28 protein-coding genes are annotated in these 23,785 nt (G+C 71.4%); 15 read left to right on the top strand and 13 right to left on the bottom strand.

Features of this window, described 5'->3' with window-relative positions; translation table 11 throughout:
• Positions 1 to 48: 48 nt before the first annotated feature.
• Positions 49 to 498, bottom strand: coding sequence for a hypothetical protein (locus Q8S40_RS20995; protein WP_305671963.1), 450 nt, complete (start codon positions 496 to 498; stop codon positions 49 to 51).
• Positions 499 to 616: 118 nt separating this feature from the next.
• Here Q8S40_RS20995 and Q8S40_RS20990 point away from each other — a divergent pair, with 118 nt between their 5' ends.
• Genes Q8S40_RS20990 through Q8S40_RS20975 form a run of 4 tightly spaced genes read left to right on the top strand, consistent with a single transcriptional unit; the run spans position 617 to position 3,449 of the window.
• Entirely contained in the window at positions 617 to 1,087 is a 471-nt protein-coding gene (locus tag Q8S40_RS20990) for a Tat pathway signal protein (protein ID WP_305671962.1), read from the top strand.
• Between the two features lie 11 nt (positions 1,088 to 1,098).
• Positions 1,099 to 1,773, top strand: coding sequence for a MotA/TolQ/ExbB proton channel family protein (locus Q8S40_RS20985; protein WP_305671961.1), 675 nt, complete (start codon positions 1,099 to 1,101; stop codon positions 1,771 to 1,773).
• Entirely contained in the window at positions 1,773 to 2,195 is a 423-nt protein-coding gene (locus tag Q8S40_RS20980; protein ID WP_305671960.1) for an ExbD/TolR family protein, read from the top strand. The genes Q8S40_RS20985 and Q8S40_RS20980 overlap by 1 nt, the downstream gene beginning before the upstream one ends.
• Positions 2,196 to 2,201: 6 nt before the next feature.
• Positions 2,202 to 3,449: an energy transducer TonB gene (locus tag Q8S40_RS20975; RefSeq protein WP_305671959.1), complete on the top strand. Its 1,248-nt coding sequence runs from the start codon at positions 2,202 to 2,204 to the stop codon at positions 3,447 to 3,449.
• A gap of 15 nt (positions 3,450 to 3,464) precedes the next feature.
• Here the strand turns inward: Q8S40_RS20975 and Q8S40_RS20970 are convergent, their stop codons facing one another.
• The gene (locus Q8S40_RS20970) at positions 3,465 to 4,274 is read right to left on the bottom strand and encodes an aldolase/citrate lyase family protein (RefSeq protein WP_305671958.1); all 810 of its coding nucleotides are present in this window, start codon (positions 4,272 to 4,274) and stop codon (positions 3,465 to 3,467) included.
• 92 nt (positions 4,275 to 4,366) lie between these two features.
• Between Q8S40_RS20970 and Q8S40_RS20965 the strand changes: the two genes are divergently transcribed.
• The 7 genes from Q8S40_RS20965 to Q8S40_RS20935 all read left to right on the top strand — a co-directional run bounded on the left by Q8S40_RS20965 (position 4,367) and on the right by Q8S40_RS20935 (position 9,604).
• Positions 4,367 to 4,708 carry a helix-turn-helix transcriptional regulator gene (locus tag Q8S40_RS20965; RefSeq protein WP_304813520.1) on the top strand — a complete coding sequence of 114 codons (342 nt, stop codon included), beginning with the start codon at positions 4,367 to 4,369 and terminating at the stop codon, positions 4,706 to 4,708.
• Complete coding sequence (locus Q8S40_RS20960) at positions 4,705 to 5,157, top strand: SRPBCC domain-containing protein (protein ID WP_305671957.1); 453 nt, start codon at positions 4,705 to 4,707, stop codon at positions 5,155 to 5,157. The genes Q8S40_RS20965 and Q8S40_RS20960 overlap by 4 nt, the downstream gene beginning before the upstream one ends.
• Positions 5,154 to 5,639 carry a DUF1579 domain-containing protein gene (locus tag Q8S40_RS20955; RefSeq protein ID WP_305671956.1) on the top strand — a complete coding sequence of 162 codons (486 nt, stop codon included), beginning with the start codon at positions 5,154 to 5,156 and terminating at the stop codon, positions 5,637 to 5,639. Before Q8S40_RS20960 ends, Q8S40_RS20955 begins: the two co-directional genes overlap by 4 nt.
• A 3-nt stretch (positions 5,640 to 5,642) precedes the next feature.
• Entirely contained in the window at positions 5,643 to 6,725 is a 1,083-nt protein-coding gene (locus Q8S40_RS20950) for an exo-alpha-sialidase (protein WP_305671955.1), read from the top strand.
• 3 nt (positions 6,726 to 6,728) lie between these two features.
• The gene (locus tag Q8S40_RS20945) at positions 6,729 to 6,992 is read left to right on the top strand and encodes a MoaD/ThiS family protein (RefSeq protein WP_305671954.1); all 264 of its coding nucleotides are present in this window, start codon (positions 6,729 to 6,731) and stop codon (positions 6,990 to 6,992) included.
• A gap of 87 nt (positions 6,993 to 7,079) precedes the next feature.
• Positions 7,080 to 8,387, top strand: a complete 1,308-nt coding sequence (locus Q8S40_RS20940; protein ID WP_305671953.1) for a DUF1800 family protein — start codon at positions 7,080 to 7,082, stop codon at positions 8,385 to 8,387.
• A complete protein-coding gene (locus Q8S40_RS20935; protein WP_305671952.1) occupies positions 8,384 to 9,604 on the top strand; it encodes a DUF1501 domain-containing protein in 1,221 nt (406 codons plus the stop codon). Before Q8S40_RS20940 ends, Q8S40_RS20935 begins: the two co-directional genes overlap by 4 nt.
• A 142-nt stretch (positions 9,605 to 9,746) precedes the next feature.
• Here Q8S40_RS20935 and Q8S40_RS20930 read toward each other — a convergent pair whose 3' ends face one another.
• From Q8S40_RS20930 to Q8S40_RS20910, 5 genes are all read right to left on the bottom strand, one after another.
• Positions 9,747 to 10,112, bottom strand: coding sequence for a hypothetical protein (locus Q8S40_RS20930; RefSeq protein WP_305671951.1), 366 nt, complete (start codon positions 10,110 to 10,112; stop codon positions 9,747 to 9,749).
• Between the two features lie 75 nt (positions 10,113 to 10,187).
• Positions 10,188 to 10,904, bottom strand: a complete 717-nt coding sequence (locus tag Q8S40_RS20925) for a PRC-barrel domain-containing protein (RefSeq protein ID WP_305671950.1) — start codon at positions 10,902 to 10,904, stop codon at positions 10,188 to 10,190.
• A 337-nt stretch (positions 10,905 to 11,241) separates the two neighbouring features.
• Entirely contained in the window at positions 11,242 to 11,421 is a 180-nt protein-coding gene (locus tag Q8S40_RS20920) for a CsbD family protein (RefSeq protein ID WP_305671949.1), read from the bottom strand.
• A gap of 112 nt (positions 11,422 to 11,533) precedes the next feature.
• Entirely contained in the window at positions 11,534 to 12,094 is a 561-nt protein-coding gene (locus Q8S40_RS20915; RefSeq protein ID WP_305671948.1) for a hypothetical protein, read from the bottom strand.
• Positions 12,095 to 12,267: 173 nt separating this feature from the next.
• Positions 12,268 to 13,404, bottom strand: a complete 1,137-nt coding sequence (locus tag Q8S40_RS20910) for an AI-2E family transporter (RefSeq protein ID WP_305671947.1) — start codon at positions 13,402 to 13,404, stop codon at positions 12,268 to 12,270.
• 127 nt (positions 13,405 to 13,531) lie between these two features.
• Between Q8S40_RS20910 and phnD the strand changes: the two genes are divergently transcribed.
• The 4 genes from phnD to phnE (Q8S40_RS20890) are packed head-to-tail and all read left to right on the top strand — an operon-like array spanning position 13,532 to position 16,974.
• Entirely contained in the window at positions 13,532 to 14,527 is a 996-nt protein-coding gene (gene phnD, locus Q8S40_RS20905) for a phosphate/phosphite/phosphonate ABC transporter substrate-binding protein (RefSeq protein ID WP_305671946.1), read from the top strand.
• 13 nt (positions 14,528 to 14,540) lie between these two features.
• Positions 14,541 to 15,341 (top strand): phosphonate ABC transporter ATP-binding protein, encoded by an 801-nt coding sequence (gene phnC, locus Q8S40_RS20900; protein WP_371136869.1) that lies wholly within the window; start codon positions 14,541 to 14,543, stop codon positions 15,339 to 15,341.
• The gene (gene phnE / locus Q8S40_RS20895) at positions 15,338 to 16,156 is read left to right on the top strand and encodes a phosphonate ABC transporter, permease protein PhnE (RefSeq protein ID WP_305671945.1); all 819 of its coding nucleotides are present in this window, start codon (positions 15,338 to 15,340) and stop codon (positions 16,154 to 16,156) included. Before phnC ends, phnE (Q8S40_RS20895) begins: the two co-directional genes overlap by 4 nt.
• Complete coding sequence (gene phnE, locus Q8S40_RS20890; protein WP_304813502.1) at positions 16,156 to 16,974, top strand: phosphonate ABC transporter, permease protein PhnE; 819 nt, start codon at positions 16,156 to 16,158, stop codon at positions 16,972 to 16,974. Before phnE (Q8S40_RS20895) ends, phnE (Q8S40_RS20890) begins: the two co-directional genes overlap by 1 nt.
• On the opposite strand, the gene Q8S40_RS20885 is transcribed toward phnE (Q8S40_RS20890), so the two are convergent.
• The 6 genes from Q8S40_RS20885 to Q8S40_RS20860 form a co-directional block, all read right to left on the bottom strand.
• Positions 16,971 to 18,038 (bottom strand): mandelate racemase/muconate lactonizing enzyme family protein, encoded by a 1,068-nt coding sequence (locus tag Q8S40_RS20885; RefSeq protein WP_305671944.1) that lies wholly within the window; start codon positions 18,036 to 18,038, stop codon positions 16,971 to 16,973. The two genes, phnE (Q8S40_RS20890) and Q8S40_RS20885, sit on opposite strands and share 4 nt — an antisense overlap.
• A complete protein-coding gene (locus tag Q8S40_RS20880) occupies positions 18,035 to 18,826 on the bottom strand; it encodes a tellurite resistance TerB family protein (protein ID WP_305671943.1) in 792 nt (263 codons plus the stop codon). The genes Q8S40_RS20885 and Q8S40_RS20880 overlap by 4 nt, the downstream gene beginning before the upstream one ends.
• Before the next feature lie 49 nt (positions 18,827 to 18,875).
• The gene (locus tag Q8S40_RS20875) at positions 18,876 to 19,589 is read right to left on the bottom strand and encodes a phytanoyl-CoA dioxygenase family protein (RefSeq protein WP_305671942.1); all 714 of its coding nucleotides are present in this window, start codon (positions 19,587 to 19,589) and stop codon (positions 18,876 to 18,878) included.
• Positions 19,589 to 20,311: a hypothetical protein gene (locus Q8S40_RS20870; protein ID WP_305671941.1), complete on the bottom strand. Its 723-nt coding sequence runs from the start codon at positions 20,309 to 20,311 to the stop codon at positions 19,589 to 19,591. Before Q8S40_RS20870 ends, Q8S40_RS20875 begins: the two co-directional genes overlap by 1 nt.
• On the bottom strand, positions 20,308 to 22,818 hold the full coding sequence (locus tag Q8S40_RS20865) for an ATP-binding cassette domain-containing protein (RefSeq protein ID WP_305671940.1): 2,511 nt from the start codon (positions 22,816 to 22,818) through the stop codon (positions 20,308 to 20,310). Before Q8S40_RS20865 ends, Q8S40_RS20870 begins: the two co-directional genes overlap by 4 nt.
• The coding region (locus Q8S40_RS20860; RefSeq protein WP_305671939.1) for an ABC transporter permease subunit at positions 22,802 to 23,785 on the bottom strand (984 nt) is incomplete at its 5' end. The genes Q8S40_RS20865 and Q8S40_RS20860, both read right to left, overlap by 17 nt.

Genomic DNA, 23,785 nt, shown 5'->3' with positions numbered 1-23,785 from the left:
TGCGGCGCTTTGCCACAGACCCGGCCGGTTGTTACCCGGCCGGCGGTTCTAGCGGGATCGGCGGGGCGCGGCCAGACGGGTGGACGATGGGCCGGCTGAGTCGCGCACGGCCAGCCCTGCCGCCGCCATCTGCCGGGCGAGGATCTGCGCGCCGCGCAGCGCCGCGGCCAGATTGTCCGGCTCCAGCCATTCGGACAGGCCCCCGATGGCGGATAGCGCATCGCCCCGCTGCAGCGCCGCCACCAGTTCCAGCAGCATCGCCTCATCGCCACTCAGCGCGGCGCCCGCACCAGGCGCCACCTCCAGCTTCCGCCGCGCGCCGCGCGCCAGGACGGAAAGCAGCAGCCCGAAGCCCAGCACGCCGGCCGGGCGGATGCCGGCCTGCGCCAGAATCCCCAGGCAATCGCGTTGGCTACCCCCTGGCGCCATCCCGGCGCGCAGCGCCGCTACCAGAAGCCGCTCGGGCGTCGCCCGGCCGTCGTCAAATCCATCCGGCATGCGCCCGGCCTCCCTCACCCTGTCGCGCCGAGCATGGCGCCGGGACGGCGTGCAGGGAAGTGTGATTGCGAGTCATTCTCAGATGTGCGATGCACCGGGCGGATGAAGGATACGAAGCATGGCCCCCGCGCCGCCCATCGCGTCGCCGTTCCCGCTGCTGTGGAAATGCCTGATCCTGGCAAGCCTGGCGCTGGCTCCCTTGCTGGCCGCCCCGGCCCAGGCGCAGCCCGCCTTGCCGCTGGAGCTGAACCGGCTGGAGCCGGTGACGGCGCCCGCCGAGGGCTGCCGGATCTGGATGATGCTGGCCAATGACGCCCCGGATTCCGCCGCCATCAACGCGCTGCGGTTGGACCTGGTGGTGTTCGGCGCCGACGGGCAGATCGCCCGCCGCGCCGCGGTGGAACTCGCCCCGATCGGCGCAGGCCGCACCGCGGTTCGCCTGTTCGACCTGGCCGGCCTGCCCTGCGACCGCATCAGCCGGCTGCTGGTGAATGACGTGCTGGCCTGCCGCATCGGCGGGACGGAGGTGGCGGATTGCGCCGATCGGCTGCGCCCCACCAGCCGCGCCGGCATCCGCTTCGGGCTGTAGGAGAGCTGGACATGGAGACCGCCGCAATCGGTGCCGCGCACGACCTGTCGCCGCTCGGCCTTTTCCTCGCCGCCGATTGGGTGGTGCGGACGGTGATGGTGATGCTGGTGCTGGCCTCGATCTGGGTCTGGGCCCTGGCGCTGGACCGCGCGCTGCGCTTCCGCCGCCTGGCCCGCGATGCCCGCGCGCTGCGCCGCTTCGCCGAGGATGGATCCCCGCCCGCGCACGACAATGCCTGGGCCGAGGTACTGGTCGCCGCCGAACATGCCGCGCGGGAGGTGGTGGGCGAGCCCGCCGCGGAACGCCGCCACCACATCGCCAGCGCTGCCCGGCTGGCCGTGGTGGAACGCACGGCACGCGCCCGGCACGGCCTGCCGGTGCTGGCCAGCATCGCCTCCACCGCGCCCTTCATCGGGCTGTTCGGCACGGTCTGGGGGATCATGAACGCCTTCACCGCCATCGCCCGCAGCGGCAATACCAGCCTGTCCGCTGTGGCGCCGGGCATTGCCGAGGCGCTGTTCGCCACCGCGCTCGGCCTGGTCGCGGCAATTCCCGCGGCGCTGGCCTACAACCGGCTGTCCGCCATGCTGGGCGAGGCGCGCGGCGCCGCCAGCGGGGCGGCGGAACGCCTGGCGCGGCGGCTCGGCCTCGCCGGGTCCAGCCGCGCCCGCATGGCGGCCGAGTGATGGCCTTCCACAACCTGGATGACAGCGGCAGGGATGAGGAGGGCATGCTCTCCGAGATCAACGTCACGCCCTTCGTCGATGTGATGCTGGTGCTGCTGATCGTCTTCATGGTGGCGGCGCCGATGATGATGGCCGGCGTGCCGGTGGACCTGCCGCGCGCCACCAACGCCCCGGTGCCGCAGGTGACGGAGCCGCTGGTGCTGACGCTGGACCGCCAGGGCCGCGTCTTCATCGAGGACGCGGAGACGGAACCGTCCACCCTGGTCGCCACCCTCGCCCCGATGGCCGCCGCGGCACCGGACCGCCCGGTGTTCCTGCGCGCCGATCGCAACCAGCCTTATGGCGAGGTGATGCGCGTGCTGGCCGCGCTGGCCGCCTCGGGCTTCGGCCGTGCCTCCCTGATCGGCGAGGCGGCGCCCTGAACCGCCATGGATCTGTCGCAGCGCTTCCGTCCGCCACTGCCTGGTTCCGGCCTGATGTCCTTCGCCTCGGCTGATTCGCCGCGGGATGGGCGCGGCCTGCATCCCGCCGCCTGGGGCGTGGCGTTGGCGCTGCATCTGGGCCTGGCCGCCGTGCTGCTGCGGCCCGCCCATCAGCCGCTGCTGGCCGGCGGTGGCGGCGGACTGCAGGTTGGCCTGTCGAGCGCGCTGGGTGGAGGTGCGGCCGGCGGCATCGCGGCGGCGCAGCCGGAGGATCTGCTGAACGCCGCGCCGGCGGAGAGCCTGGATGCGGCCGTAGCCTCGCCTGCGGAGTTGCCACGCCCACCCGTGCCGCAGACAGCGGAGCCATCCCCGCCCCTGCTGGCACAGCCGCCACCCCCGGAGGCCGCGCCACCACCACCGCCGCAAATCGCGCAGGCCCTGCCACCGCCGACCATCCAGCCTGCCCCACCGCAGACCGCGCAGACCCTGCCGGAGCCGCTCACCGCCGAGCCACCGCCGCCGGAGGCGCTGGTCGCCACGGCCCCGGACCTGGCACCACCGCCACCGCCCGCACCGGCCCAGGTCCGCGAGCCGCTTGCGGCCACGCCCCCACCGCCGCTGCCCCTCGAGGCCGCAGAACCGCCGGAGACACTTGTGGCCGAGGCACAGGAACCCCTGCCGCCCCCGCCCCCCCAGGCACCGCCGGAGCCCGTGCGCCAGCAGGCGCAACCCGAACCCGTGCGCCAGCAGGCGGAACCCGCACCACGTCGCGCCGCGCCCACGCCGCGCCCCACCGCGCGCGCGGAGGCGCCCCGCAGCGCGCTCGCCGGCAATCCCGGCCCCGCCAGCGCGATGGATTCAGGCCCGGCAGGCCCCACAACCTCCTCTGGCCCGGCGGGCGGTGGCCAGGGCGCGGTGGCGGCGAGCCCCGGTCAGGGCGCCGGTGAGGGTGCCGGCGCACGGCAATTGCCCGCGGCCTACACCGCCGCCCTGGTCCGCATCCTGCAACGCAACCTGCGCTACCCGCCCGCTGCCCGCGCCCAGGGCTTCGAGGGCACGGCGACGGTGCGCTTCGTCATCGCCCGGGACGGCACGGTGCAGGCGAGCCAGCTGGTGCGCGGCACCGGCTCCGTCCTGCTGGACCATGAGGCGATGGCGCTGATCCGCCGCGTCTCCCCCCTGCCCCGCCTGCCTGACGATTTTCCGGATGCACAGGCGGTGGTGCTAGCGCCGATCGGCTTCTCGATCCGCTGAGGGGTCTGGCCGGCGTCAGGGCAGCCCGCCGACTCCCGGGCTTTCCTCCCCCGGGGCAGCCGCGCGGGCGGTGGCGAAGGCGGCGGAGAGCGCGTTGCGCAGCACCACCACCTCATGGCCGATGCACAGGCAACGGAAGCCGGCGCGCAGTGCCGCCGCAGCCTCCGCGCCATCGCCCGCCACCCAGCCCAGCGGCTTGCCCGCGGCCTGCGCCGCGGCACGCAGATCCGCCGCGGCACGCCGGTAGCGCGGATCGGCAAAGCCGCCCGGGATGCCCAGGCTGTCGGACAGGTCGAAATGGCCAAGCCACAGCATGTCCAGCCCCGGTACCGCCGCGATCTCCTCTGCCGCCGCCACGCCGGCCTCGCTTTCGACCAGCGCGATGGTCAGCACCGCCGCATTGGCCGCCGCCATCTTCGCCGCCGGATCACCGCCGGCATAGGCATCATGCGCCACGGAGAAGGCGAGGCCGCGATGCCCCTCCGGCCGGTAGCGGCAGGCGGCGACCAGCGCCCGTGCCTGCGCCGCGCTTTCGACCAGCGGCATCATGATGCCGAGCGCGCCGGCATCCAGCACCGGCGGCACCAGCGAGGCCTGCGCGGCCGGGATGCGGACCATCGGCACGATGCCGGCGGCGCGGGCGAAGGCGCATTGCGCCTTCACACCTTCGATCCCCAGCCCCGAATGCTCCATGTCCAGCAGAATGAATTCGGCGCCGGCGGCGGCCAGGGTGGGCGCCAGGCCGGGGGTGAAGAATTCGAAGGCCATGACGCCGAAACTGGCCTCGCCGCGCCGCAGCTTCTCGCGCACCGGGTTCGCGATCATCCCGCATCCTCCACCTGTGCGCCCATGGTGATCCCGCTGCCGTGATGCCGGCAAGCTTGCAACGCGCCCACGACCTGAATATGGTTAACTTCATGGTTAACCAAACAGCGCCCTCAGGCCCCGACCTCGACCGCATCTTCTCGGCCCTCGCCGACCCCACCCGCCGCGCATTGCTGCAAAGGCTGGATGCGGAGGATGGAATCTCGGTCAGTGAATTGGCGCGGCCGCTGTCGATGTCGCTGCCCGCGGTGATGAAGCACCTGGATGTGCTGGAAGGCGCCGGACTGATCGCGCGGCAGAAGACGGGCCGCACCGTCGCCTGCCGGCTGACGGCGGCGCCGATGGAGGACGCGATGGGATGGCTCGCCCGCTACCAGCGCTTCTGGACCGAGAGCCTCGATCGCCTGGCCGCCGCCCTGGAGAAATCGCCATGACGACGACGATCCCGAGCCTGACCCTTGTGCGCCGCATCGCCGCCCCGCCAGCCCGGGTCTTCGCCGCCTGGACCCAGCCGGAGATGATGGCCCGGTGGTTCGGCCCGCACCACACGCGGGTGGACCAGGCCGAGGTCGATGCGCGCATCGACGGCGCCTTCCGCATCCACATGACCGAGGACAATGGCGACCGCCACGAGGTCGGCGGCCGCTATCTGGAGATCGAGCCGGAACGCCTGCTGGTCTTCACCTGGGCCTGGGCCAGCATGCCGGAACGCGAAAGCCGCGTCACCGTGCGCTTCCGACCGCTGGAGGATGGCACCGAGATCACCCTGACGCATGACCGCTTCGCCGATGCGGCCACCGCGACGCGCCATCGCCGCGGCTGGACCGAATCCTTCGAACGCCTGATCGCCCTGCACCTGAGCAATCTGGAGGAAGCACGATGATGGATCTGACCGTCACCGCGGAACACCGCTGGCTGCACCGCCTGGTCGGCGAATGGACCAGCGAGGCCGAATGCGTCATGGGCCCCGGCCAGCCCGCCGCCACCATGCGGGGGCGAGAGTCGGTTGCGGCGCTCGGCGATGTCTGGGTCATCGGCCGGGGCGAGGGCGAGATGCCGGGCGGCGGAACCGGCCACACCGTCATCACGCTTGGCTACGATCCCGCCAAGGGGCGCTTCGTCGGCAATTTCGTCGGTTCCATGATGAACATGATGTGGCTGTACGAAGGCGCGCTGGATGCCGAAGGCCGGGTGCTGACGCTGGACAGCCACGGGCCGGATTTCGGCAAGCCGGGGCGCATGGCGCTGTACCAGGACATCATCGAGCTGCAATCAGCGGATGCGCGCAGCATGACATCCCGCATGCAGGATGCGGATGGCGCCTGGCACCATGTGATGACCGCGCGCTACCGGCGGGTGGGCTGAGCCATGGCCGCGCGGATCCTGCTGCTGGTCGGCACCAAGAAGGGCGCCTTCATCCTGGAATCAGATGCGGCGCGCGCCGAATGGTCCCTGCGCGGGCCGTTCTGCGAGACCTGGCCGGTCAACCACATCATCGCCGACCCGGCCACCGGCCGCCTCCATGCCGGCGGCGGCAATGAGTGGTTCGGCCCGGCGGTCTGGACCTCGCCCGATCTCGGCGCAAGCTGGACGCATTCCAGCCAGGGCCTCGCCTATGAAGCGGGCGAGACGCCGATCAAGACGGTGTGGAGCCTGTCCGTCGCGCATGGCGTGCTGCATGCGGGGGTGGAACCCGCCGGGCTGTTCCGCAGCACGGATGGCGGGCAGCGCTTCACCCATGTGAACGGGCTGCGCGACCATCCCTCGCGCCCCGAATGGCAGCCGGGCGGCGGCGGGCTGATCCTGCATGGGCTGCTGCCGCATCCCAGCGACCCGGCGCAGTTCTGGGTGGCGATCTCGACCGGCGGCGTGTTCCACACGGCCGATGGCGGGCAAAGCTGGGCGCCGCGCAACCGCGGCACGCGGCAGGATTACGCGCCGGAGGATCAGCGCTACCCGGAACACGGCCAATGCGTGCATTGCCTGGTGATGGCGCCGGGCGAGCCGGAGCTGCTGTACCAGCAGAACCATTGCGGCATGTACCGCAGCGCGGATGGCGGGCGCAGCTGGACCAGTATCGAGCAGGGGCTGCCTTCCTCCTTCGGCTTTCCCGCCGCGACGCATCCGCGCGACCCGGGCACGCTGTTCCTGCTGCCGCTGAATGGCGACCAGGCCGGGCGCTACATGCCCGATGCCAAGGCCGCCGTCTGGCGCACCCGCGATGGCGGCACCACCTGGCAGGCGCTGCGCGATGGGCTGCCGCAGCAGGACGCCTTCTTCGGCGTGCTGCGCCAGGCCATGGCGACCGATAGGCTGGAGCGCGCCGGGGTCTATTTCGGCACCAGCGGCGGCGAGCTTTATGCCAGCGCCGATGAAGGCGAGAGCTGGCGCTGCATCGCCCGGCATTTGCCCACCATCTCCTCCGTCGAGACCTTGGTGCTGGAGGACTGAGCCGTGGAGCGGGTGCTGCTGCCGGCCGCCCTGGCGCGCCTGTTTCCCGGCGCGCCACGGCAGGTCGATCTGGAGGCCACCAGCGTGGCGCAGGCGATTGCCGGGCTGGAGGCGCGCTGGCCCGGCATGGCGGACCGCATCTGTGATTCGACCCCCGCCATCCGCCGCCACCTCCGCATCTTTGTCGATGGGGAGCCTGCGACGCTGCACGCCCCGCTGCGGCCGGGGGCGGAGATGCTGGTGATGACGGCGATGAGCGGCGGCTAGCGCGGCTCATCCGCGGCCACGGCGCTCTCACGCACACGTCAAATCGCCGGCACGAATTGGGCCACAATTGGCCTGTGTGATCCCGCCATGGACACACGCCCCCAGATCGCGGCGGTCCGCTTCGGCACGGCACCGCGCCCCGAAGCGCCGCTGCCGGAGGACCCGGTTGCCTGGCTCGACCAGCAGACCCGCGCCGCGCCCCCGCCCTTGCCGCCGCCCCCCGGGCGGGATGCGCCGGCCTCGCTGGAGGAAGGCTACTCCGCCTGGATCGCGCATGACGCAACGCCACCGCCCGCCGGCCAGGCCAGCGTGCCGACGCAGATGTTCCGCGCCGAGCAGCAGGCCTGGGTGCGCCACCTGCTGACCAGCGATGCGCCCTTCCACGACCGGCTGACGAACTTCTGGCTGAACCACTTCACCGTCGCCGAACGCGGCGGCTTCGGCATGACCACGGGTTTTCCGCATTTCCTGCGCCAGGCGATCCGCCCGCACGTCACAGGCCGCTTCGTGGACATGCTGGTCGCCGCCTCCAGGGCGCCCGCCATGCTGTTCTACCTCGACCAGGTCGCCTCGGTCGGGCCGAACAGCAACTTCGGCAAGCGCAGCGGCCGTGGGCTGAACGAAAACCTGGCACGCGAAATCCTGGAACTGCACAGCGTCTCCCCCGCCGCCGGATACAGCCAGGCGGATGTGACGGAATTCGCGCGGATCATGACCGGCTGGGGGGTGGAGCGCCTGCGCCCGCCCTTCGACCTGGTCTTCCGCCCCGGCAACCACGAACCCGGTGCCAAGACCCTGCTCGGCAAACACTATGCGGAGGGGCCGGAGGCCTATGAGGCGGCTTTGCGCGACCTCGCCGCCCATCCCGCCACGCATCGCTTCCTCGCCGGGCGGCTGGTGCGCCATTTCGTCGCCGATACGCCGCCGCCGGATGCCGTGGCGCGGATCGAGGGCGTGCTGCGGGACACGCAGGGCGATCTGGGCGAGGCCGCCCGCGCCCTGGTCCGCCTGCCCGGGGCCTGGGGCCCGCCGCTGACCAAGCTGCGCGCGCCGCTGGATTATGTGGTGGCGATGCACCGCGCCGCCGGCGCCACCGATCCCGGCCCGGTGCTCGGCGCGCTGTCCGCGCTCGGCCAGCCGCTGTGGAACGCGCCGCAGCCGAATGGCTGGCCGGACATCGCTGCCGGATGGGCGGCGCCGGAGCCGATGATGCAGCGCCTGGACATCGCCTATGAGACCGCCGGCCGCCATGCGCGGCTGGACCCGCGACAGGTGCTGGAGACGGCGCTGGGCCCGCTGGCGCGGGAGGAAACGCGCATTGCGGTCGGCCGCGCCGGCAGCACGCGGGATGCCATCACGCTGGTCTTCGCCAGCCCGGAGATGCAACGCCGATGAGCCAGACCCATTTGCCGCGCATCGGCCGCCGCGGCGTCCTGCTCGGGCTGACCGCCCTTGCCGCCGCCGGCCCCGCCCGCCTGGCGGTGGCGGATGTGGCCGCGCCCGCCGCGCAGATCATGGACCGGCGCCTGGTGGTGATCCTGCTGCGCGGCGCCATGGATGGGCTGCATGCCGTGGTGCCCTATGGCGACCCGGATTACGCCACGCTGCGCGGCGCGCTGGCGCTGGCGGAGCCGGGCGCGGAAGGCGGCGTGCTGGACCTTGGCGGCAGCTTCGGCCTGCATCCGAAGCTCACCGAGTTGCACGCCCTGTATGCGCGCGGCGAGTTGCTGCCGGTGCATGCCGTGGCCGGCCCCTACCGCACCCGCAGCCATTTCGACGGGCAGGATCTGATGGAGGGCGGCGGCGAGCAGCGGCTGGAATCCGGCTGGCTGAACCGCGCGCTGACCCACATTCCGGAATCCGCCGGCCAGCCCGCTCGCACCGGCCTGGCGCTCGGCCTCGACCTGCCGCTGCTGATGCGCGGCGAGGCGCCGGTCGGCATGTGGGCGCCACCGCGCGCGACACGGCCGGAACCCGACCTCTATGCCCGGATGGCGGATCTGCTGCATGCGGACCCGGTGATCGGCCCCAGCGTGACGGAGGGCATGCGCGGCCGCGGCTACGCGACCGGCGCGCTGTCCGCCGGCGCGCCGATCCCGGGCAACCAGGGCGGCTTCACCCGGCTGGCGCATGCGGCCGGGCGGATGCTGGCGCGCGTGGATGGGCCGCGCGTGGCGGCGCTGGAACTCGGCGGCTGGGACACGCATGCGGGCCAGGCCCAGCGCATCGACCCGGTGCTGGTGCAACTCGATCGCGGCATCGCCGCGCTGCGTGTGCAGCTGGGGGAGGCCTGGTCGCGCACCGCGGTGCTGGCAATCACGGAATTCGGCCGGACCGCGCGCGCCAATGGCAATCTCGGGACGGACCATGGGACGGGCGGGGCCGCCTTCCTGGCCGGCGGCGCCGTGCAGGGCGGCCGGGTCCTGGCAAACTGGCCCGGCCTGAAGCGCGACGCGCTGTTCGAGAACCGGGATCTACAGCCGACGCGTGACCTGCGCGGATTGGCCAAGGCCCTGCTGCGCGACCATCTGCGCCTGCCGGAGAACGCGGTCGACGCCGCCTTCCCGGGCAGCGCTGCGGTGGCACCGGAGGGGGGGCTGCTGCGGGCCTGAAGCGCACCGCCATTGCCCCCCCGCTGCCCGGCCGACATCCTGTGTCGTCGAGGAGACCCGGCGGATCGCCTAGCGGGTCGAATCCGGGCCACCCGCCAAGCCCGGCCATCAATCCGTGACCGGGCTCCGTGACTCGGAGCGATCAGCGCGGCGGGCCGCCGCCGCTGTCGCCGCCCATGCCCGCCCCGGGGCTGCCGGTCGCGGTGCCACCCGGCGCGGCCGGATCCAGGCCCGGCGTGGTTGTCACGCCGGTCGCCGTGCCGGTGCCGGGCGGCAGTGGCGTCGCGGCGCCGATCGGCGCGGTTCCGCTGGCGCCGGGCGCGCTCATCGTCGCGCTATCCGTCGTCCCGGTGCCCGCGGCGGTGGGGGCGGCGGTGCCGCCGGACTGGCCGGTGCGTGTGTCCGTCGCCCCGGCCGGGGTCTCCGAGGTGGTGGTGGTGTCGTCGCAGGCAACGAGACCCAGTGCCAGGAAGCCAGTCAGGGCCGGGACAATGAGGGATCGGGTCATGCGGGGCATCCTTCTGTGCATGCCCCTATCAGCGCCTGAGGCTTGCGCTGGTTGCCCGCCCGCCGCGGATTACGCTCAGCGATAGGTGCGCAACGCGCCCCAGCCCTCGGCACGGCCAAACTCCTCGAGGTTGCCGGCGTCGTAGCGCGGCAGTTGCTCGAGCTGGTCCCGCGTCAGATCCATCTGCGCGCGCTCATTTGTCGCGCCGAAGGTGATCTGGTCGATCGGCACCACGGCACGGCGTGCGCCGATGCCCAGGAACCCGCCCCACTGCACGACGGCGGCACGGACCTGCCCGCCGCTGTCGATCAGCAGGTTCTCGATCTCACCCGCGTCGCGGCCGGTGCTGGAGACGACGTTGGTGCCCACCAGATGCGTCGCGCGCGACAGCTCCACACCACCTGGTGCGCGCGCTGCCGCCTGCTGGCCCATGCCACCCGACTGGCCCGGCGCCATGGTGGCGTTGGCGCCTGTCGCCGGCGCGCCTTCCTGCACCGCGGCCAGGACAGGCGGCAGTGCGGCCAGCACCTCGTCGATGGCGAGGCGCGCCTGCAACGCGTTGGGCGATTCAGCGGCGAGAAGCTGCCGCGCCTGATCCACCCTTTGCTGCAGCGCCTGGGTCGCGCCCTGCGTCATGCGTTCCGGCGCTGCCAGATCGACGCTGCGGCTGATGCCCTCCAGCGCCAGGCGTGCGCGTTCAAGCGCCTGCGGCGAAATATCCTGTTGCGCCGTGCCCATCTGCTGATGCGCGACACGCAGTTCCTGCTCCGCCTCGGCCAGTGAGCCAGGCATGGCGCGGGGCTGCTCCGCGGACTGGGGCGCCGGAACCTGTCCAGCGGGGGCTTGTCCAGCAGGGGCTTGTGCGGCGGGGGCTTGTCCAGCGGGGGCTTGTGCGGCGGGGGCCTGTGAGGCGGGGGACGGTGATGCCGGGACCGGCACGCCCTGCCCCTGGGCGCCGCCGGCGAATGCGAAGGCGAGAACCGCAGCGGCCGCCGTCGTCGTGAGCAGGCTCGGCCGGGCTGAAACCAAATCCTGGGCCATCCTATCCTCCTTTTGTTCAACGCAGCACGCCGCGCCGCGAGCGAATGCTCGCCGGCGCGGCGCGGCAATGGTCCGGTGGCTGTCTGGTTCAGTCGCTGGCTTCGCGGGCCTTGTCCTTGGCGCCGCCGACCGCGTTCTGGACCTTGCCCTCCGCCTTGTCGGCCTTGCCCTCAACCTGCATGGAGGTGTCGCCGGTCATCTTGCCGACGCCTTCCTTCACGGAGCCCTTGGCCTGCTTGCCGGCGCCTGCGATGCGATCCTTGTCCATCCTGTCGGTTCCTTCCGATATGGTGGCGCCCTTCGATGGATTTCGAAGGGCGCCTGTCTGATTAACGGCTCCCGCCCGCTTCAGTTGCGCAGCGGGTTGCGCGTGCCGCGGCTCAGTTGCTGGCCATCTGCTGCGTCACCACGCCGGTCTCGGCATCGATGCGCAGGCGAACCTCGCGGTCGTTCTGCTTCGCCTTGGCCGTGATCGTGTCGTCATCGCGGCTCACGTCGCTGATCTCGGAATAGCCGCGACTCTCGAGCAGCTTCCTGGCCTGGTCCTCGGTCAGCCGCGCCTCGTCCTGCACGCGACCGGTGCGGGCATCGACGCGGAGATCCTCGACCTCCTTGCCGTAGCGCTCGGCGGAGGCGATGCGGAAGGTGTCGCCGTCACGCTCCATGTTCTCGAAATCGGAATAGCCGCGGGCGCCGAGCAGGGTGCGGATCTGCTCCTCGTTCATGCGCGTTGCCTGGGTGGCGCCGGCGCTCCCCTGGGTCTGCGCGCCCGGCTGGGTCATGCCGCTGCCCTGCTGGCCCATACCGGTGGCATGCGGTGCCGTGCCGCTGCCCTGGGCGAATGCGACGCCGTAGCCGCCGAGAACCAGGGTGGCGGCAAGGGCGGTGGTGTTCAGGATGTTCTTCATGAGGCTGGCCTCCAGTTGGAAGATGTGCTGCATGTCGACCTACCCCGTACCGCCTCCGGACAGTATTTAATCAGCGGGGGTATGATGTACTGCAGCACTTTCAAGGATTGCTGTCCGGCTGTGAGAAAGAACACATGAACCGGCCGGGCGTTCGATCCCTTTCCGCCTCCCCAAGGACCTATTTTTGCCGTAATTACCGCGGTTTGTCATTTTCCTTCTGCATCTTCCTGCTCGCCCGGCACCTCCGTCGGTTGGCCCAGCGTCTCGCGGACATACAGCTTCTTCACCAGCACGAAGGCCACGACGGTAATCGGCGCCGCCAGGATGATGCCCGGCACACCGAACAGCAGCCCGACGCCGACCACGGAAAACAGCAGCAGCGCCGGCGGCATGCTGACCATGTGCTTTTCGACGAGCGGCAGGATCATGTTGGATTCAAGCTGCTGGATCGCGATGAACAGCAGCCCGGTCCACAGCACCGCATTGCCGCCCTCGGCCAGCGCCAGGAACAGCGCCGGCACCGCACCGGCGAAGGCGCCGATCAGAGGGACGAAGTTCATCAGCCCCGCGAACAACCCGAGCGCCAGCGGCGAAGGCAGCCCGAGGAACCAGGTCCCAAGCCAGGCCAGCCCGCCGACCAGGACCATCGAGATGAACTGCGCGCCGAGCCAGAGCCGCAGCGCATTGCCGCTTGCCACCAGGGCCTCATCCGCCACGATGTGCTGCGACCGTGGCAGCAGCTTCAGGATGCCGCGCCGGTACATTCCGGGATCGACCGCCAGGAAGAATCCGCCCACCACCGCCACCACCAGCGCCGTGCCCGCGCCGATCACCAGGCTGCCCAGCGTCGCCGCGTGACCCGCCAGGGTGCCGAGCATCGAGGTATCGACGGCGCCGCCGGCCACCGCCTCCTCCACCCCCGGCAAGGCGATCCGGAAGCGGTCCTCGAAGGCCGCCACCGCCTCCGGCAGGCGGTTCCAGAGCTGGGCGAACTGCGCCACCACCTCGTTGCCGACCAGCATGCCCGCCAGGCCGATGCCGAGCGCGAGCAGCACCCCCACCAGCAGCAGGGACCAGCTTCGCGACAGGCCCAGATAGCGCTCCGCCGGTTGCGCCGCGGCCAGCAGCAACACCGCCACCACCACCCCGGCGAAGGCAATCAGCAGCGCCATCCGCACCTGCCAAAGCAGCAGCGCCAGGACCACCACCGCCGCGACGATCAGCACCCGGCGCAGGAAGGCCACCTCGCCCGCCCCGCCAGCCCGCCCTGAAATACCCCGCTCCATGCCGCCATCCTCCACCAACGTGGCCGGAAAAGCGGTCTGGCTGCGGAAGGGTTGCATCACGAAGCACCCGAAACAAAGCTTGCTGGCCGTGTCACCCGCCGGCAATCTTCATAAATCTGACGTCGATACGCCCAGGAGTGTCCCATAGAAGGCACCCGGTTCTGGACCACAGGGAGTTCTCGCCATGCTGCGCCGCCTTCTCGCAACCAGTGTACTGGCCACCTCGGCCCTGGCCTTCGGCCTGTTGGCCGGGCAGCCGCGCCAGGCCGCCGCCCAGGATTGCCCGCGCGGCACGCTCGATGCCCGCTACTGCGACCGTGACGGGGACCTGGTGGCCGATACGCCGACCAATCCGCGCGAGCTGGTCGACCCCGCGACGCTGATCTTCGCCTACACCCCGGTCGAGGACCCGGCCGTCTATCGCACCGTCTGGCAGCCCTTCATGGACCATCTGGCGCGTGAGACCGGCAAGCGCGTGCAGTTCTTCACGGTGCAGTCCAATGCCGCGCAGATCGAGGCGATGCGCGCCGGCCGCCTGCACATCGCGGGCTTCAACACCGGATCCAACCCGCTTGCCGTGAACTGCGCCGGCTTCGTGCCCTTCGCCATGATGGCCAGCAACAACGGTGCCTTCGGCTACGAAATGGAGATCATCGTCCCCGCCTCCTCCACCGCGCAGCGGATCGAGGATCTGCGCGGCCGGACCATCGCCTTCACCGCGGAGACCTCCAATTCCGGCTTCAAGGCGCCGTCCGCCCTGCTCGCCAGCCAGTTCAACATGCGCGCCGGCCGCGACTTCACCGCAGCCTTCTCCGGCCGCCACGACAATTCGATCCTGGGCGTCGCCAACCGCGACTACGACGCGGCGGCGATCGCCAATTCGGTGCTGACCCGCATGGTGGCGCGCAACGTCGTCCGGCAGGACCAGATCCGCAACATCTACCGCAGCGAATCCTTCCCGACGACCGGCTACGGCCACGCCCACAACCTGACGCCGGCCTTGGCGGAGAAGATCCGCGGCGCCTTCTTCAACTTCAACTGGGAAGGCACCGCGCTGCAGGCAGAATTCGCGAAGAGCGAGCCGCCGGCAGAGAAGTTCATCCCGATCACCTACCGCGAGCATTGGGGCGTGGTGCGGCAGATCGACGCTGCGATGGATGTCTCCTACGCCTGCCGCTGAGGACAGAAATACAGTGCTGCTGAAAATCGAGGGGCTGACCAAGCGCTACCCGACCGGGGATCTCGCGCTCGACAATGTCGATCTGCTGATCCCGGCGGGGCAGGTGATGGCGCTGATCGGCCCCTCGGGTGCCGGCAAATCCACGCTGATCCGCTGCGTCAACCGCTTGGTGGAGCCCACCACCGGGCGAGTGATGCTGGATGGCGAAGACCTCACCGCGCTCGGCTCCGGCGCGCTGCGCCGGGCGCGGCGGCGGATGGGCATGATCTTCCAGGAATACGCCCTGGTCGAGCGCCTGACCGTCATGGAGAACGTGCTGTCGGGCCGGCTCGGCTATGTCGGCTTCTGGTCCTCATGGTTCCGCCGCTTTCCGCGCAAGGACATCGAGGAAGCTTTTCGATTGTTGGACCGCGTCGGTTTGGCGCACATGGCGGATAAGCGCGCGGATGCGCTTTCGGGCGGCCAGCGCCAGCGGGTCGGCATCGTGCGTGCGCTGATGCAGGACCCGAAACTTCTGCTGGTGGACGAGCCCACCGCCAGCCTGGATCCGAAGACCAGCCGCCAGATCATGCGCCTGATCGTCGAGCTCTGCACCGAGCGCGGGCTTGCGGCGATCATCAACATCCATGACGTGGCACTCGCCCAGCAATTCGCCAAGCGCATCGTGGGACTCCGCGCCGGCCGCATCGTCTTCGACGGCCCGGCGGAGGAATTGCAGACCCAGGCGCTGACCGACATCTACGGCGAGGAGGATTGGTCACAGACCATCCGTAAGGCCGAGGATGAGGAAGATGTGGCCGAGGAAGTGGCATGAGTGCCACCACCTTCGACGCCGCCGCCGCCGCGCGTGCCTGGCGCCCGCCGCCGCTGATCGAAACACCCTGGCTGCGCTATGCCGTCTATCTCGGCGCGCTGGCCTATGCGCTGCTGGCCATTGGCACCATCGAGGTGAACTGGACCCGCGCGGCGGAAGGTATCGAACGCGCCGGGCGGTTCCTCAGCGGCTTCTTCCCGCCGGATTTCACCTCCAAGGGCGATGACATCCTGGAGGGTCTGCTGGAGAGCCTGACCATGACGGTGGTCTCCACCGCCGTCGGCATCGCGCTGTCCATCCCGGTGGCCCTCGGCGCCTCCCGCAACCTGGCGCCGCTGCCGATCTACCTGTTCTGCCGCGGCATCATCGCCGTCAGCCGGACCTTCCAGGAAATCATCATCGCCATCGTCTTCGTGGCCATGGTGGGTTTTGGGCCGCTGGCCGGCACGCTGACGCTGGCCTTTGCCACCATCGGCTTCATGGCCAAGCTCATCGCGGAGGATATCGAGGATATCCAGGCCAGCCAGGCCGAGGCGGTGCGCGCCACCGGTGGGTCCTGGTTCCAGCTTCTGGCCTGGGGCATTCTGCCGCAGGTCCGGCCGCGCATCATCGGGCTTTCCGCCTACCGGCTCGACATCAATTTCCGGGAGAGTGCGGTGCTCGGCCTGGTCGGCGCGGGTGGCATCGGCGACACGCTGAACACCTCCTTCGACCGTTATGAATTCGATACCGCGGCGGCGGTGCTGCTGGTGATCATCGCGATCGTGCTGTTCTGCGAATACAGCAGCGGCTGGATCCGCCGGAAGGTGCAGTAATGGCCATTCTCGCTCGTCCCGACGGCACGCCGGACTGGCGCCGCCGCACGCCGCGCGCCGACCTGCTGGTCTGGGGCGGCTGGTTCGCCGGCGTGGCGCTGTGCGTGTACTGCTTCAGCTTCATCTCGGACCGCACCATCTGGCCCTTCGTCTGGGATGCGCCGCGGCAGGGTGGCGACCTGATCGCGCGCATGTTCCCGCCGCGCTGGTCCTATGCCAGCCAGCTCTGGAAGCCGCTGTGGGACACCATCAACATCGCCACCATCGGCACCGCGCTGGCGGTACTGATCGGCGTGCCGCTGGCCTTCCTCGCCGCGCACAACACAACGCCGAGCCGGCTGTTCGTGCGGCCCGTCGTGCTGTTCATCATCGTTGCCAGCCGCTCCATCAATTCGCTGATCTGGGCGCTGATCCTGGTGATCATCCTGGGCCCGGGCATGCTGGCGGGCATCATGGCCATTGCGCTGCGCAGCGTCGGCTTCATTGCCAAGCTGCTGTATGAGGCGATCGAGGAAATCGACACGACGCAGGTGGAGGCGGTGACCGCGACGGGCGCCTCCCGCCCCCAGGTGCTGGGCTGGGCCATCGTGCCGCAGATCATGCCCGCCTTCGCCGGCCTCACGGTGTTCCGCTGGGACATCAACATCCGGGAGGCGACGGTGCTGGGCCTGGTGGGCGCGGGCGGCATCGGCATGCAGATGCAGGCCAGCATCAATGTGCTGGCCTGGCCGCAGGTGACGACGATCTTCGTGCTGATCCTCGGCACCGTGGTGGTCAGCGAATGGCTCTCCGCGCGGGTGCGGCACGCGGTGATCTAGACCGCGGGCTCCATCCCCAGCCCCGGCCCATGCGGCACCGCCACCATGCCATCCTTCGCCACCAGCGCCGGGTACACCGGCGTGGCGAGATCGGCGAAGTAGATCTCGATCGGCGCCGCCTGTTCCGCCGCCGCCAGAACATGCAGCGTGGCCAGCAGCCCCGGGCCGAAATAGGGGGAATGCGGCACCATCCGCACCCCCGCCTGCTGCGCCAGCGCGGCGATCTGCAACAGGCCGGAGACGCCGCCATGCTTGGTGGCACTCGGCTGCGCCACATCCACCGCGCCGGATGCGAAGAGCCGCGCGAAATCCTCGGCGCCGCCGAGGTTCTCGCCCGCCGAAATTGGTACCCCGGCCTCGCGCCGCACCTTCGCCATCCCGTCGAAATCCTCCGGCGGCCAGAGCGGTTCCTCGACCCAGCCGATATGCATCCCGCGCACCGCCGCGCAGAAATCCAGCGCCGGCGCCACGCCGTCCCAGGCGCAGTTGATGTCCAGCATCAGCGGCAGATCGCCCGCCGCGTCGCGCGCCGCGCGGATGCAGTCCAGGTCCACCTCATGCAGCTTGATCTCGCGGTAGCCGCGCCGCCGCGCCTCGGCCGCGTTGCGCGCCACATCCTCGGCCACGCCGTAGCGCAGCAGGCTGGCATAGGCCGGCACCTCCGCACGGCGGCCATTGCCGAGCAGCACATGCAGCGGCACCCCGGCCGCCTTGCCGGCAATGTCCCACAGCGCGATGTCGATGGCGGAGATGCCGAAGCCGACCGGCCCGTTGCGCCCGAAATTGTGGAAGCGCCGCGCCAGCATGCGTCCGATGCCGGCAATGTCGCGGGCATCCTGGCCGAGGCAGGCCGGGCCGATCAGCCGGTCCACCGCATCCTGCGTGGTCTGCGCCAGGGTGAAGCCGAAGCCCTCCCCCCATCCATGCAGACCGTTTTCCGTCTCCACCCGCACCAGCAGCGTGTCGATCCGCGCCAGGCGGAGGTTGCCGCCCCCGCCGGAGGCGCCGGCGCCATAGGTGAAGTCGCTGCGGTGCAGATGTGTCTCGACGCGGGTGATCTTCATGCCGCGGGGGCGGCGTCGATCTGGCGATCCAGATGCGCGACCAGCCCTTCCGGCAGCTTCAGCCGGTGCGCCAGCGCCTGGAGATAGGCACGCTCCGCCGGATGGTCCGGGTCCACGGCGAGGCGGGAGACCAGATAGAGCTCGCTGGCCTGTTCCTGGGTCTGCGCCGCGGCCGCCACCTCGCTGACGCCGATCGGGGAATCCAGCGCGTCGAAGACGAAGGCCTTGGCCTCGGCATCCATGCCGGCCTTTTCGACCTGGGCGAAAATGCGGGCGCGTTCCTCGGCGTCGATATGGCCATCGGCGCGGGCGGCGCCGATCATGGCGCGGATCAGCGCAAGCTCGAACGGCTCGCCACCCGCGGCGGGGGTGGCGCCGGGCAGGAAGCGCGGATCGACTGCGGCGGCATCCTGCGGGGTGGCGACGGGGGCGGTGGCGGCGGCCTGGCCGGCCTGCCAGTTCTGCCAGGCCCGATGCGCCAGCGCGCCGAGCACCGCGGCACCGCCATGGCTGATCAACCCACCGCCGCGCCGCATCCCCTTGCCGCCCAGCAGCAGGCCCAGGATGCCGCCCGCGGCCGCGCCACCGGCGAAGCCGCCCATGCCGGAGCCGCCCAGGCCACCGCCACCGGCGCGTTGCAGCGCCTGCCGCGCCATATCGGCCAGCCCGCCCGCCCCCTGCTGGGAAACGGCCGGCGGCTGGGTCTGGTTGGGATTGCCCCAGGGCGAGGGCGTGGCACCCTGGCTGGAGCCGAGGAAGCGGTCGAGGAGGGATTTGGCGTCGATCATGCCGGGGATGTTGCGATGCGCGATCGCCGCTGCAAGCGCCCGCCGGTCATCATCCCGTCAGCCAGCGCGACGGGCGGTGCAGCAGGCGCGGCGGCCGACCGGTCTGGGATTCGCGGGTGCTGGTCGCCAACCTGTCATCCCACCGCCCCCATTGCACCACCAGGTTGCGCCGCGCGGCGCCGGAGCGGTTGGGGGCACCGCCATGCAGCACGCGCGGATGGATCAGCACCATCGCCCCCTTGGGCACCCACGGCACCACCGCCGGCCGCCCCACGCCGCGATGCGAGCCAGGGCAAAAGCTGGTGCCGCCATTGCCGGGGGTCATGCCATCCAGGCAGATCATGGCGCGCAGGAAGCGGCTGGTGCGGGTCGGCATGTAGCGGTTCGCGGCGTCGCGGTGCCAGGCGATGCCGCTGCCGAAGCGCGCGGATTTCATGGTGACATTGGCGAAATGCAGCGCCAGCCGCCGCGTGCCCAGCGCCCGCGCCACCGCCGCCAGCACGCGCGGATGCGCGGCCACGGCAGCGAAGGCGGGGTGCAGGCGGGTGGGCTCGCCCAGGATGAACACCCCATCCTGCCCCGGCAGCAGCGGCCCGCCGCGTTGGCTTTCGCGCAGGGCCGATTCCAGGACGCAGCGCGACGCTTCCGCCGGGCTCAACCGCCGCCGCGCCAGCCGCCCGAGCACCGCACGCAGCCGGTCCTGCAAGGCCGCCGGTGGTCCGGGCCACACCGCAAAACCATCCCGCGCCAGCGACCGGCGCATCAACCGAAGCGGGCCAGGGCCGCCTCCGCCGCCGCATCCAGCGGCCGCAGCACCAGGCCGGTGGCCGCCCCCGCCGCATCCAGCGCCACCAACCCCGCAGCTTCCCGCCGGAAACCGGCGACGGAGCCGCCGCGCAGATGCAGATGGAAGTCAGGGCGTATGATGTTGGCGTAGCCCATCACGCCCTTCACCTCCTCGATCAGGCCGCGCCAGGCCTGGCTGGCGCCGGCTTCCCCGAAGCGGATCTCCACCTGGCCGCCGCTGTCGCGCAGCGCCTCCAGCGCCGCATTGCCGGCATCTGCCTCGGGCGGCTGTTCGGTGGGCGGCAGGTCGGGGCGGGGCAGCGCTTCCAGCTCGGCGCCGATATGCGCGCGCACGGCTTCGTCATACAGCTCCGGCCCATCCATCGCGATCACGGACAGCAGCGTGGTATCCGCCGCATCCTTGAACTCGAAGCGCGGATAGGATTTGCCGCGCATGGTGCTGCTGCGGTCGCCGATCACGCGCACAACGCGGGACAGCGCCAGTTCGGCATCATGCAGCGCCCCCTCTATACGCAGCGTCGCCACCGTGCAGGGCGCGGCCTCGATCACGCCGATGCGCTCATGCGTGGTGCCGCCGCCGCTGATGCCGACCATGGCGCGGCCGATGGCAGGCAGCAGCGCGGCGACCTCGGCCGGGGTGGCCTCCAGCAGGAAGCGTTGCGGCAGGGTCTCGGTCATGCGGGGATTTCCTTCAGAAGCGCGGGGCGGGGCAGCGCGCGGAAGCCGGCGATACGGCCGGCCTCCAGGCGCAATTCTTCATCGGCCAGGGCAGCGACCACGCGCGGGTCGTGCGTGACCAGGAGGCAGGCGAAGCCGCGCGCGGCCTGAAGCCGGGCGATCAGCGCCAGCACCTCCGCCTCCACGCTGCGGTCGAGCGCGGAGGTGGGTTCATCCAGGATCAGCACATCGGGCCCGGCGATCAGCGCCCGGGCGATGGCGACGCGCTGGCGCTGGCCGCCGGAGAGCGCGGCGGGGCGGCGGGTGACCAGCGCCGGGTCCAGCCCGACCTCCGCCAGCGCCGCCTTGACGCGCGCCGCGCGCAGACGCGGCGAGAGGTTGGGCAGGTGCAGGATCAACGGCTCGGCCAGGATGGCGCCGAGGGTCAGGCGCGGAGACAGGCTGCTTGCGGGGTTCTGGAACACCACCTGCACGCGGCGACGCCAGGCGCGGCCGGGCGGCAGAGGCCGGCCATCCAGCAGCACCTCGCCCTCCGCCGGCACCAGCCGCAGCAGCGCCAGCGCGAGGGAGGTCTTGCCGCAGCCGGAGGGGCCGACCACCGCCAGCGTGCGACCGGCATGCAGCGTCAGGTCCACCCCCTCCAGCACCTGCACCGCGCCGTGCCGCAGGCCCATGCCGCGCGCCGCCAGCACGGGCCGGTCGGGTGGCGGCGGGTTGCGTGGCGGGGCGCATTGCGGGCGCAGCAGGCGGCGCAGCGCCGGCTGCCGCGCCCGGTCCAGCTCCGCCACCGGCAGATCCGCCAGGATGCGGCCCTGGTCCATCACCGCGATGCGGTCCGCCACCGCGCGCGCCGCATCCACATCATGCGTGATCAGCAGCAGCGCCATGCCGAAGCGCCGGCGCAGCCCATCCAGCAATTCCAGCAGCGACCCGCGCAGCGCGGCATCAAGCGAGGCGGTGGGCTCATCCGCGATCAGCAGCACCGGGTCGCGCGCGATCGCCATGGCAATGACGGCGCGCTGCAACTGGCCGCCGGAGAATTGGTGCGGCAGCGCGCGTGGCCGCAACACGGGCTGTGGCAGGCCAACCAGCCGCAGCAGCTCCGCCGCACGCGCCTGCGCCGCGGTGGCGCCGAGGCCGGCGGTGGCGGCGGCCTCAACCACCTGGCGCAGCACCGGATGCAGCGGGTTGAAGGCGGCGCCGGGTTCCTGAAAGACCAGCCCGATGCGGTCGCGCAGCACGGCGCGACGCACAGCCTCCGGCACGCCCAGCATCTGTTGGCCGGCGAGGCGGATGCTGCCCGACAGGCGGCTGGCCTGCGGCGGCAACAGCCCGGCGATGGCCAGCCCGGTCACGGTCTTGCCGGAGCCGGATTCGCCCAGCAGCGCCACCGCCTGCCCGGCCTGGAGGGTGAGGTCCACGCCGCGCAGCGCGCGGGTCCCGCCGAAATCCAGTTCCAGCCCGCGCAGCTCCAGCAGCGCGCCGCCGCTCGGCACGTCCTGCGGCTGCAGGATGCGCCGGGCGGGGGCGAGGCGCGGGTCCATCACGTCGCGCAGCCTCTGCCCAACCAGCGTGACCAGCAGCAGCACGCCGCCCAGTGTGCCGACCGCCGCCGCGGCCAGCCAGGGCGCGTGCAGATTGTTGCGCGCCTGCGCCAGCAACTCCCCCAGCGAGGGCGTGCCCGGCGGCATGCCGAGGCCGAGCAGGTCGAGCCCCGCCAGCAGCGTCATGGCGCCAGCCGCCAGGAAGGGCGCGATGGACAAGGTCGGCGCCAGGGAATTGGGCAGGATGTGGTGCAGGATGATACGCGGCGGCGGCGCGCCCATGGCGACCGCGGCGCGCACGAAATCCTGCCCGCGCAGCCGCAAAAATTCCGCGCGCGTCAGGCCGGCGATGCCCATCCACATGAACAGCGACAGCACGCCGGCCAGCACCCAGAGATTGGGCGCGATGGCGCTGGCGACCATCATCAGCAGGAACAGCAGCGGCACGCCGCCCCAGATCTCGGTCAGGCGTTGCAGCACCAGATCGGTGACGCCGGCGAAATAGCCCTGGATGGCGCCGAGCGTGAGGCCGACGGCCAGGCTCAGCAGCGTGACGATGGCGGCGAAGCCGAGCGACAGGCGCAGCCCCCAGACCAGCCGCGCCAGCACGTCCCGGGACTGGTCATCGGTGCCCAGCCAATGCTGCGCGGAGGGCGGCGCGGGGGCGGCCTGCGGCACGCCGGGCGCCACCGTATACGGCGCGAAGCGGATCGGCGGCCAAAGCTGCCAGGCGCCGCGCGCTTCCAGAAGCCCCTGCACGGCGGGGTCGTGGAAATCCGCCGGGATCGGCAGCGCGCCGCCCAGCGCCCGCTCCGTCGGGCGTGACAGCGCGGGCGAGGAAACGGCGCCGTCCAGCACCAGCAGCACCGGCCGGTCATTGGCGACGAATTCCGCCGGCAGCACCAGCAGCACCACCAGCGCCAGCAGGCGGACGGGCCAGGCGCTTCTAGTTGCGGCGGCCATCGAAGCCGATCCGCGGGTCGATCGCGACATAAAGCAGGTCCGACACCAGATGCATCAGCAGGCCGAGCAGCGTGAACAGCCACAGCGTGCCGAAGATCACCGGGAAGTCGCGCGACAGCGCCGCGTCGATGCCGAGCAGGCCGAGGCCCTGCAGGCCGAACAGCGCCTCGATCATCACCGCGCCGCTCGACAATTCCATCAGCAGCGCGGCGGGCAGGCCGGCGGCGATGACCAGCATGGCGTTCCGGAAGAGATGGCCGAACAGCACGCGCCGCGGCGCCAGCCCCTTGGCCTGGGCCAGCAGCACATAGGTCTTGCCCAGCTCCTCCAGGAACAGGTTGCGCGTCATCAGCGCGAGGGAGGAGAAGCCGGCGATCACCATGGCGGCCACCGGCAGCACCAGATGCCACAGCCAGTCCAGCACCAAACGCGGCCAGGAAAAGCTGGCGGCATCGGCGGAAAGCAGGCCGCCGGCCGGAAACCACTGCCAGAAGCGCCCGCCGGCAAAGACCACCAGCAGCACCACGGCGATGACCATGCCGGGCAGCGCATGGGCGGCCACCGTCAGCGCCGTCGCCATGCGGTCGAAGCGGCTGCCGCGCCGCACCGCCAGCGCGATGCCGAGGGGCACGGCGATGAGGTAGGTGAGCAACATCGACCAGGCGCCAAGCGAGGCGGTGACCGGCAGCCTCTCGCACAGCAATTGCGCCACGGGCCGGTCGAGGAACAGCGAACGGCCGAGGTCGAAAGTCACCAGCCGTTGCAGCAGCAGCCAGAAGCGTTCCAGCGGCGGCTTGTCGAAGCCGAATTGCCGCTCGATCTCCGCCACCAGCCGCGGGTCCATGCCCTCGCTGCCGCGGTAGCGGAGCGCGGGTTCCATCGGCTCGTCGATCGCCTGGCCGCCGAGCACGCGCTCCGCCGCATCCTGCACATCGCCGGACAGGGTCGCGATCATGTGCTCCACCGG

The organism is Falsiroseomonas sp. (assembly GCF_030695085.1).
GTDB lineage: Bacteria > Pseudomonadota > Alphaproteobacteria > Acetobacterales > Acetobacteraceae > Falsiroseomonas.
The sequence above is the reverse complement of the archived record's forward strand: the minus strand, read 5'-3'. Positions and strand labels throughout refer to the sequence as shown.

Excerpts from the sequence above, each read along its gene's own strand:
- Q8S40_RS20955 (WP_305671956.1), top strand. The coding sequence starts at position 5,154 with ATGATGGATCTGACCGTCACCGCGGAACACCGCTGGCTGCACCGCCTG.
- Q8S40_RS20950 (WP_305671955.1), top strand. The coding sequence starts at position 5,643 with ATGGCCGCGCGGATCCTGCTGCTGGTCGGCACCAAGAAGGGCGCCTTC.
- Q8S40_RS20885 (WP_305671944.1), bottom strand. The coding sequence starts at position 18,038 with ATGAAGATCACCCGCGTCGAGACACATCTGCACCGCAGCGACTTCACC.
- phnD (WP_305671946.1), top strand. The coding sequence starts at position 13,532 with ATGCTGCGCCGCCTTCTCGCAACCAGTGTACTGGCCACCTCGGCCCTG.
- Q8S40_RS20975 (WP_305671959.1), top strand. The coding sequence starts at position 2,202 with ATGGATCTGTCGCAGCGCTTCCGTCCGCCACTGCCTGGTTCCGGCCTG.
- Q8S40_RS20875 (WP_305671942.1), bottom strand. The coding sequence starts at position 19,589 with ATGCGCCGGTCGCTGGCGCGGGATGGTTTTGCGGTGTGGCCCGGACCA.
- Q8S40_RS20965 (WP_304813520.1), top strand. The coding sequence starts at position 4,367 with ATGGTTAACCAAACAGCGCCCTCAGGCCCCGACCTCGACCGCATCTTC.
- Q8S40_RS20940 (WP_305671953.1), top strand. The coding sequence starts at position 7,080 with ATGGACACACGCCCCCAGATCGCGGCGGTCCGCTTCGGCACGGCACCG.
- Q8S40_RS20970 (WP_305671958.1), bottom strand. The coding sequence starts at position 4,274 with ATGATCGCGAACCCGGTGCGCGAGAAGCTGCGGCGCGGCGAGGCCAGT.
- Q8S40_RS20915 (WP_305671948.1), bottom strand. The coding sequence starts at position 12,094 with ATGCAGCACATCTTCCAACTGGAGGCCAGCCTCATGAAGAACATCCTG.
- Q8S40_RS20995 (WP_305671963.1), bottom strand. The coding sequence starts at position 498 with ATGCCGGATGGATTTGACGACGGCCGGGCGACGCCCGAGCGGCTTCTG.
- phnE (WP_304813502.1), top strand. The coding sequence starts at position 16,156 with ATGGCCATTCTCGCTCGTCCCGACGGCACGCCGGACTGGCGCCGCCGC.
- Q8S40_RS20870 (WP_305671941.1), bottom strand. The coding sequence starts at position 20,311 with ATGACCGAGACCCTGCCGCAACGCTTCCTGCTGGAGGCCACCCCGGCC.
- Q8S40_RS20930 (WP_305671951.1), bottom strand. The coding sequence starts at position 10,112 with ATGACCCGATCCCTCATTGTCCCGGCCCTGACTGGCTTCCTGGCACTG.
- Q8S40_RS20935 (WP_305671952.1), top strand. The coding sequence starts at position 8,384 with ATGAGCCAGACCCATTTGCCGCGCATCGGCCGCCGCGGCGTCCTGCTC.
- Q8S40_RS20880 (WP_305671943.1), bottom strand. The coding sequence starts at position 18,826 with ATGATCGACGCCAAATCCCTCCTCGACCGCTTCCTCGGCTCCAGCCAG.
- Q8S40_RS20910 (WP_305671947.1), bottom strand. The coding sequence starts at position 13,404 with ATGCAACCCTTCCGCAGCCAGACCGCTTTTCCGGCCACGTTGGTGGAG.
- Q8S40_RS20960 (WP_305671957.1), top strand. The coding sequence starts at position 4,705 with ATGACGACGACGATCCCGAGCCTGACCCTTGTGCGCCGCATCGCCGCC.
- Q8S40_RS20925 (WP_305671950.1), bottom strand. The coding sequence starts at position 10,904 with ATGCCTGGCTCACTGGCCGAGGCGGAGCAGGAACTGCGTGTCGCGCAT.
- Q8S40_RS20990 (WP_305671962.1), top strand. The coding sequence starts at position 617 with ATGGCCCCCGCGCCGCCCATCGCGTCGCCGTTCCCGCTGCTGTGGAAA.
- phnE (WP_305671945.1), top strand. The coding sequence starts at position 15,338 with ATGAGTGCCACCACCTTCGACGCCGCCGCCGCCGCGCGTGCCTGGCGC.
- Q8S40_RS20920 (WP_305671949.1), bottom strand. The coding sequence starts at position 11,421 with ATGGACAAGGATCGCATCGCAGGCGCCGGCAAGCAGGCCAAGGGCTCC.
- Q8S40_RS20980 (WP_305671960.1), top strand. The coding sequence starts at position 1,773 with ATGGCCTTCCACAACCTGGATGACAGCGGCAGGGATGAGGAGGGCATG.
- Q8S40_RS20865 (WP_305671940.1), bottom strand. The coding sequence starts at position 22,818 with ATGGCCGCCGCAACTAGAAGCGCCTGGCCCGTCCGCCTGCTGGCGCTG.
- Q8S40_RS20985 (WP_305671961.1), top strand. The coding sequence starts at position 1,099 with ATGGAGACCGCCGCAATCGGTGCCGCGCACGACCTGTCGCCGCTCGGC.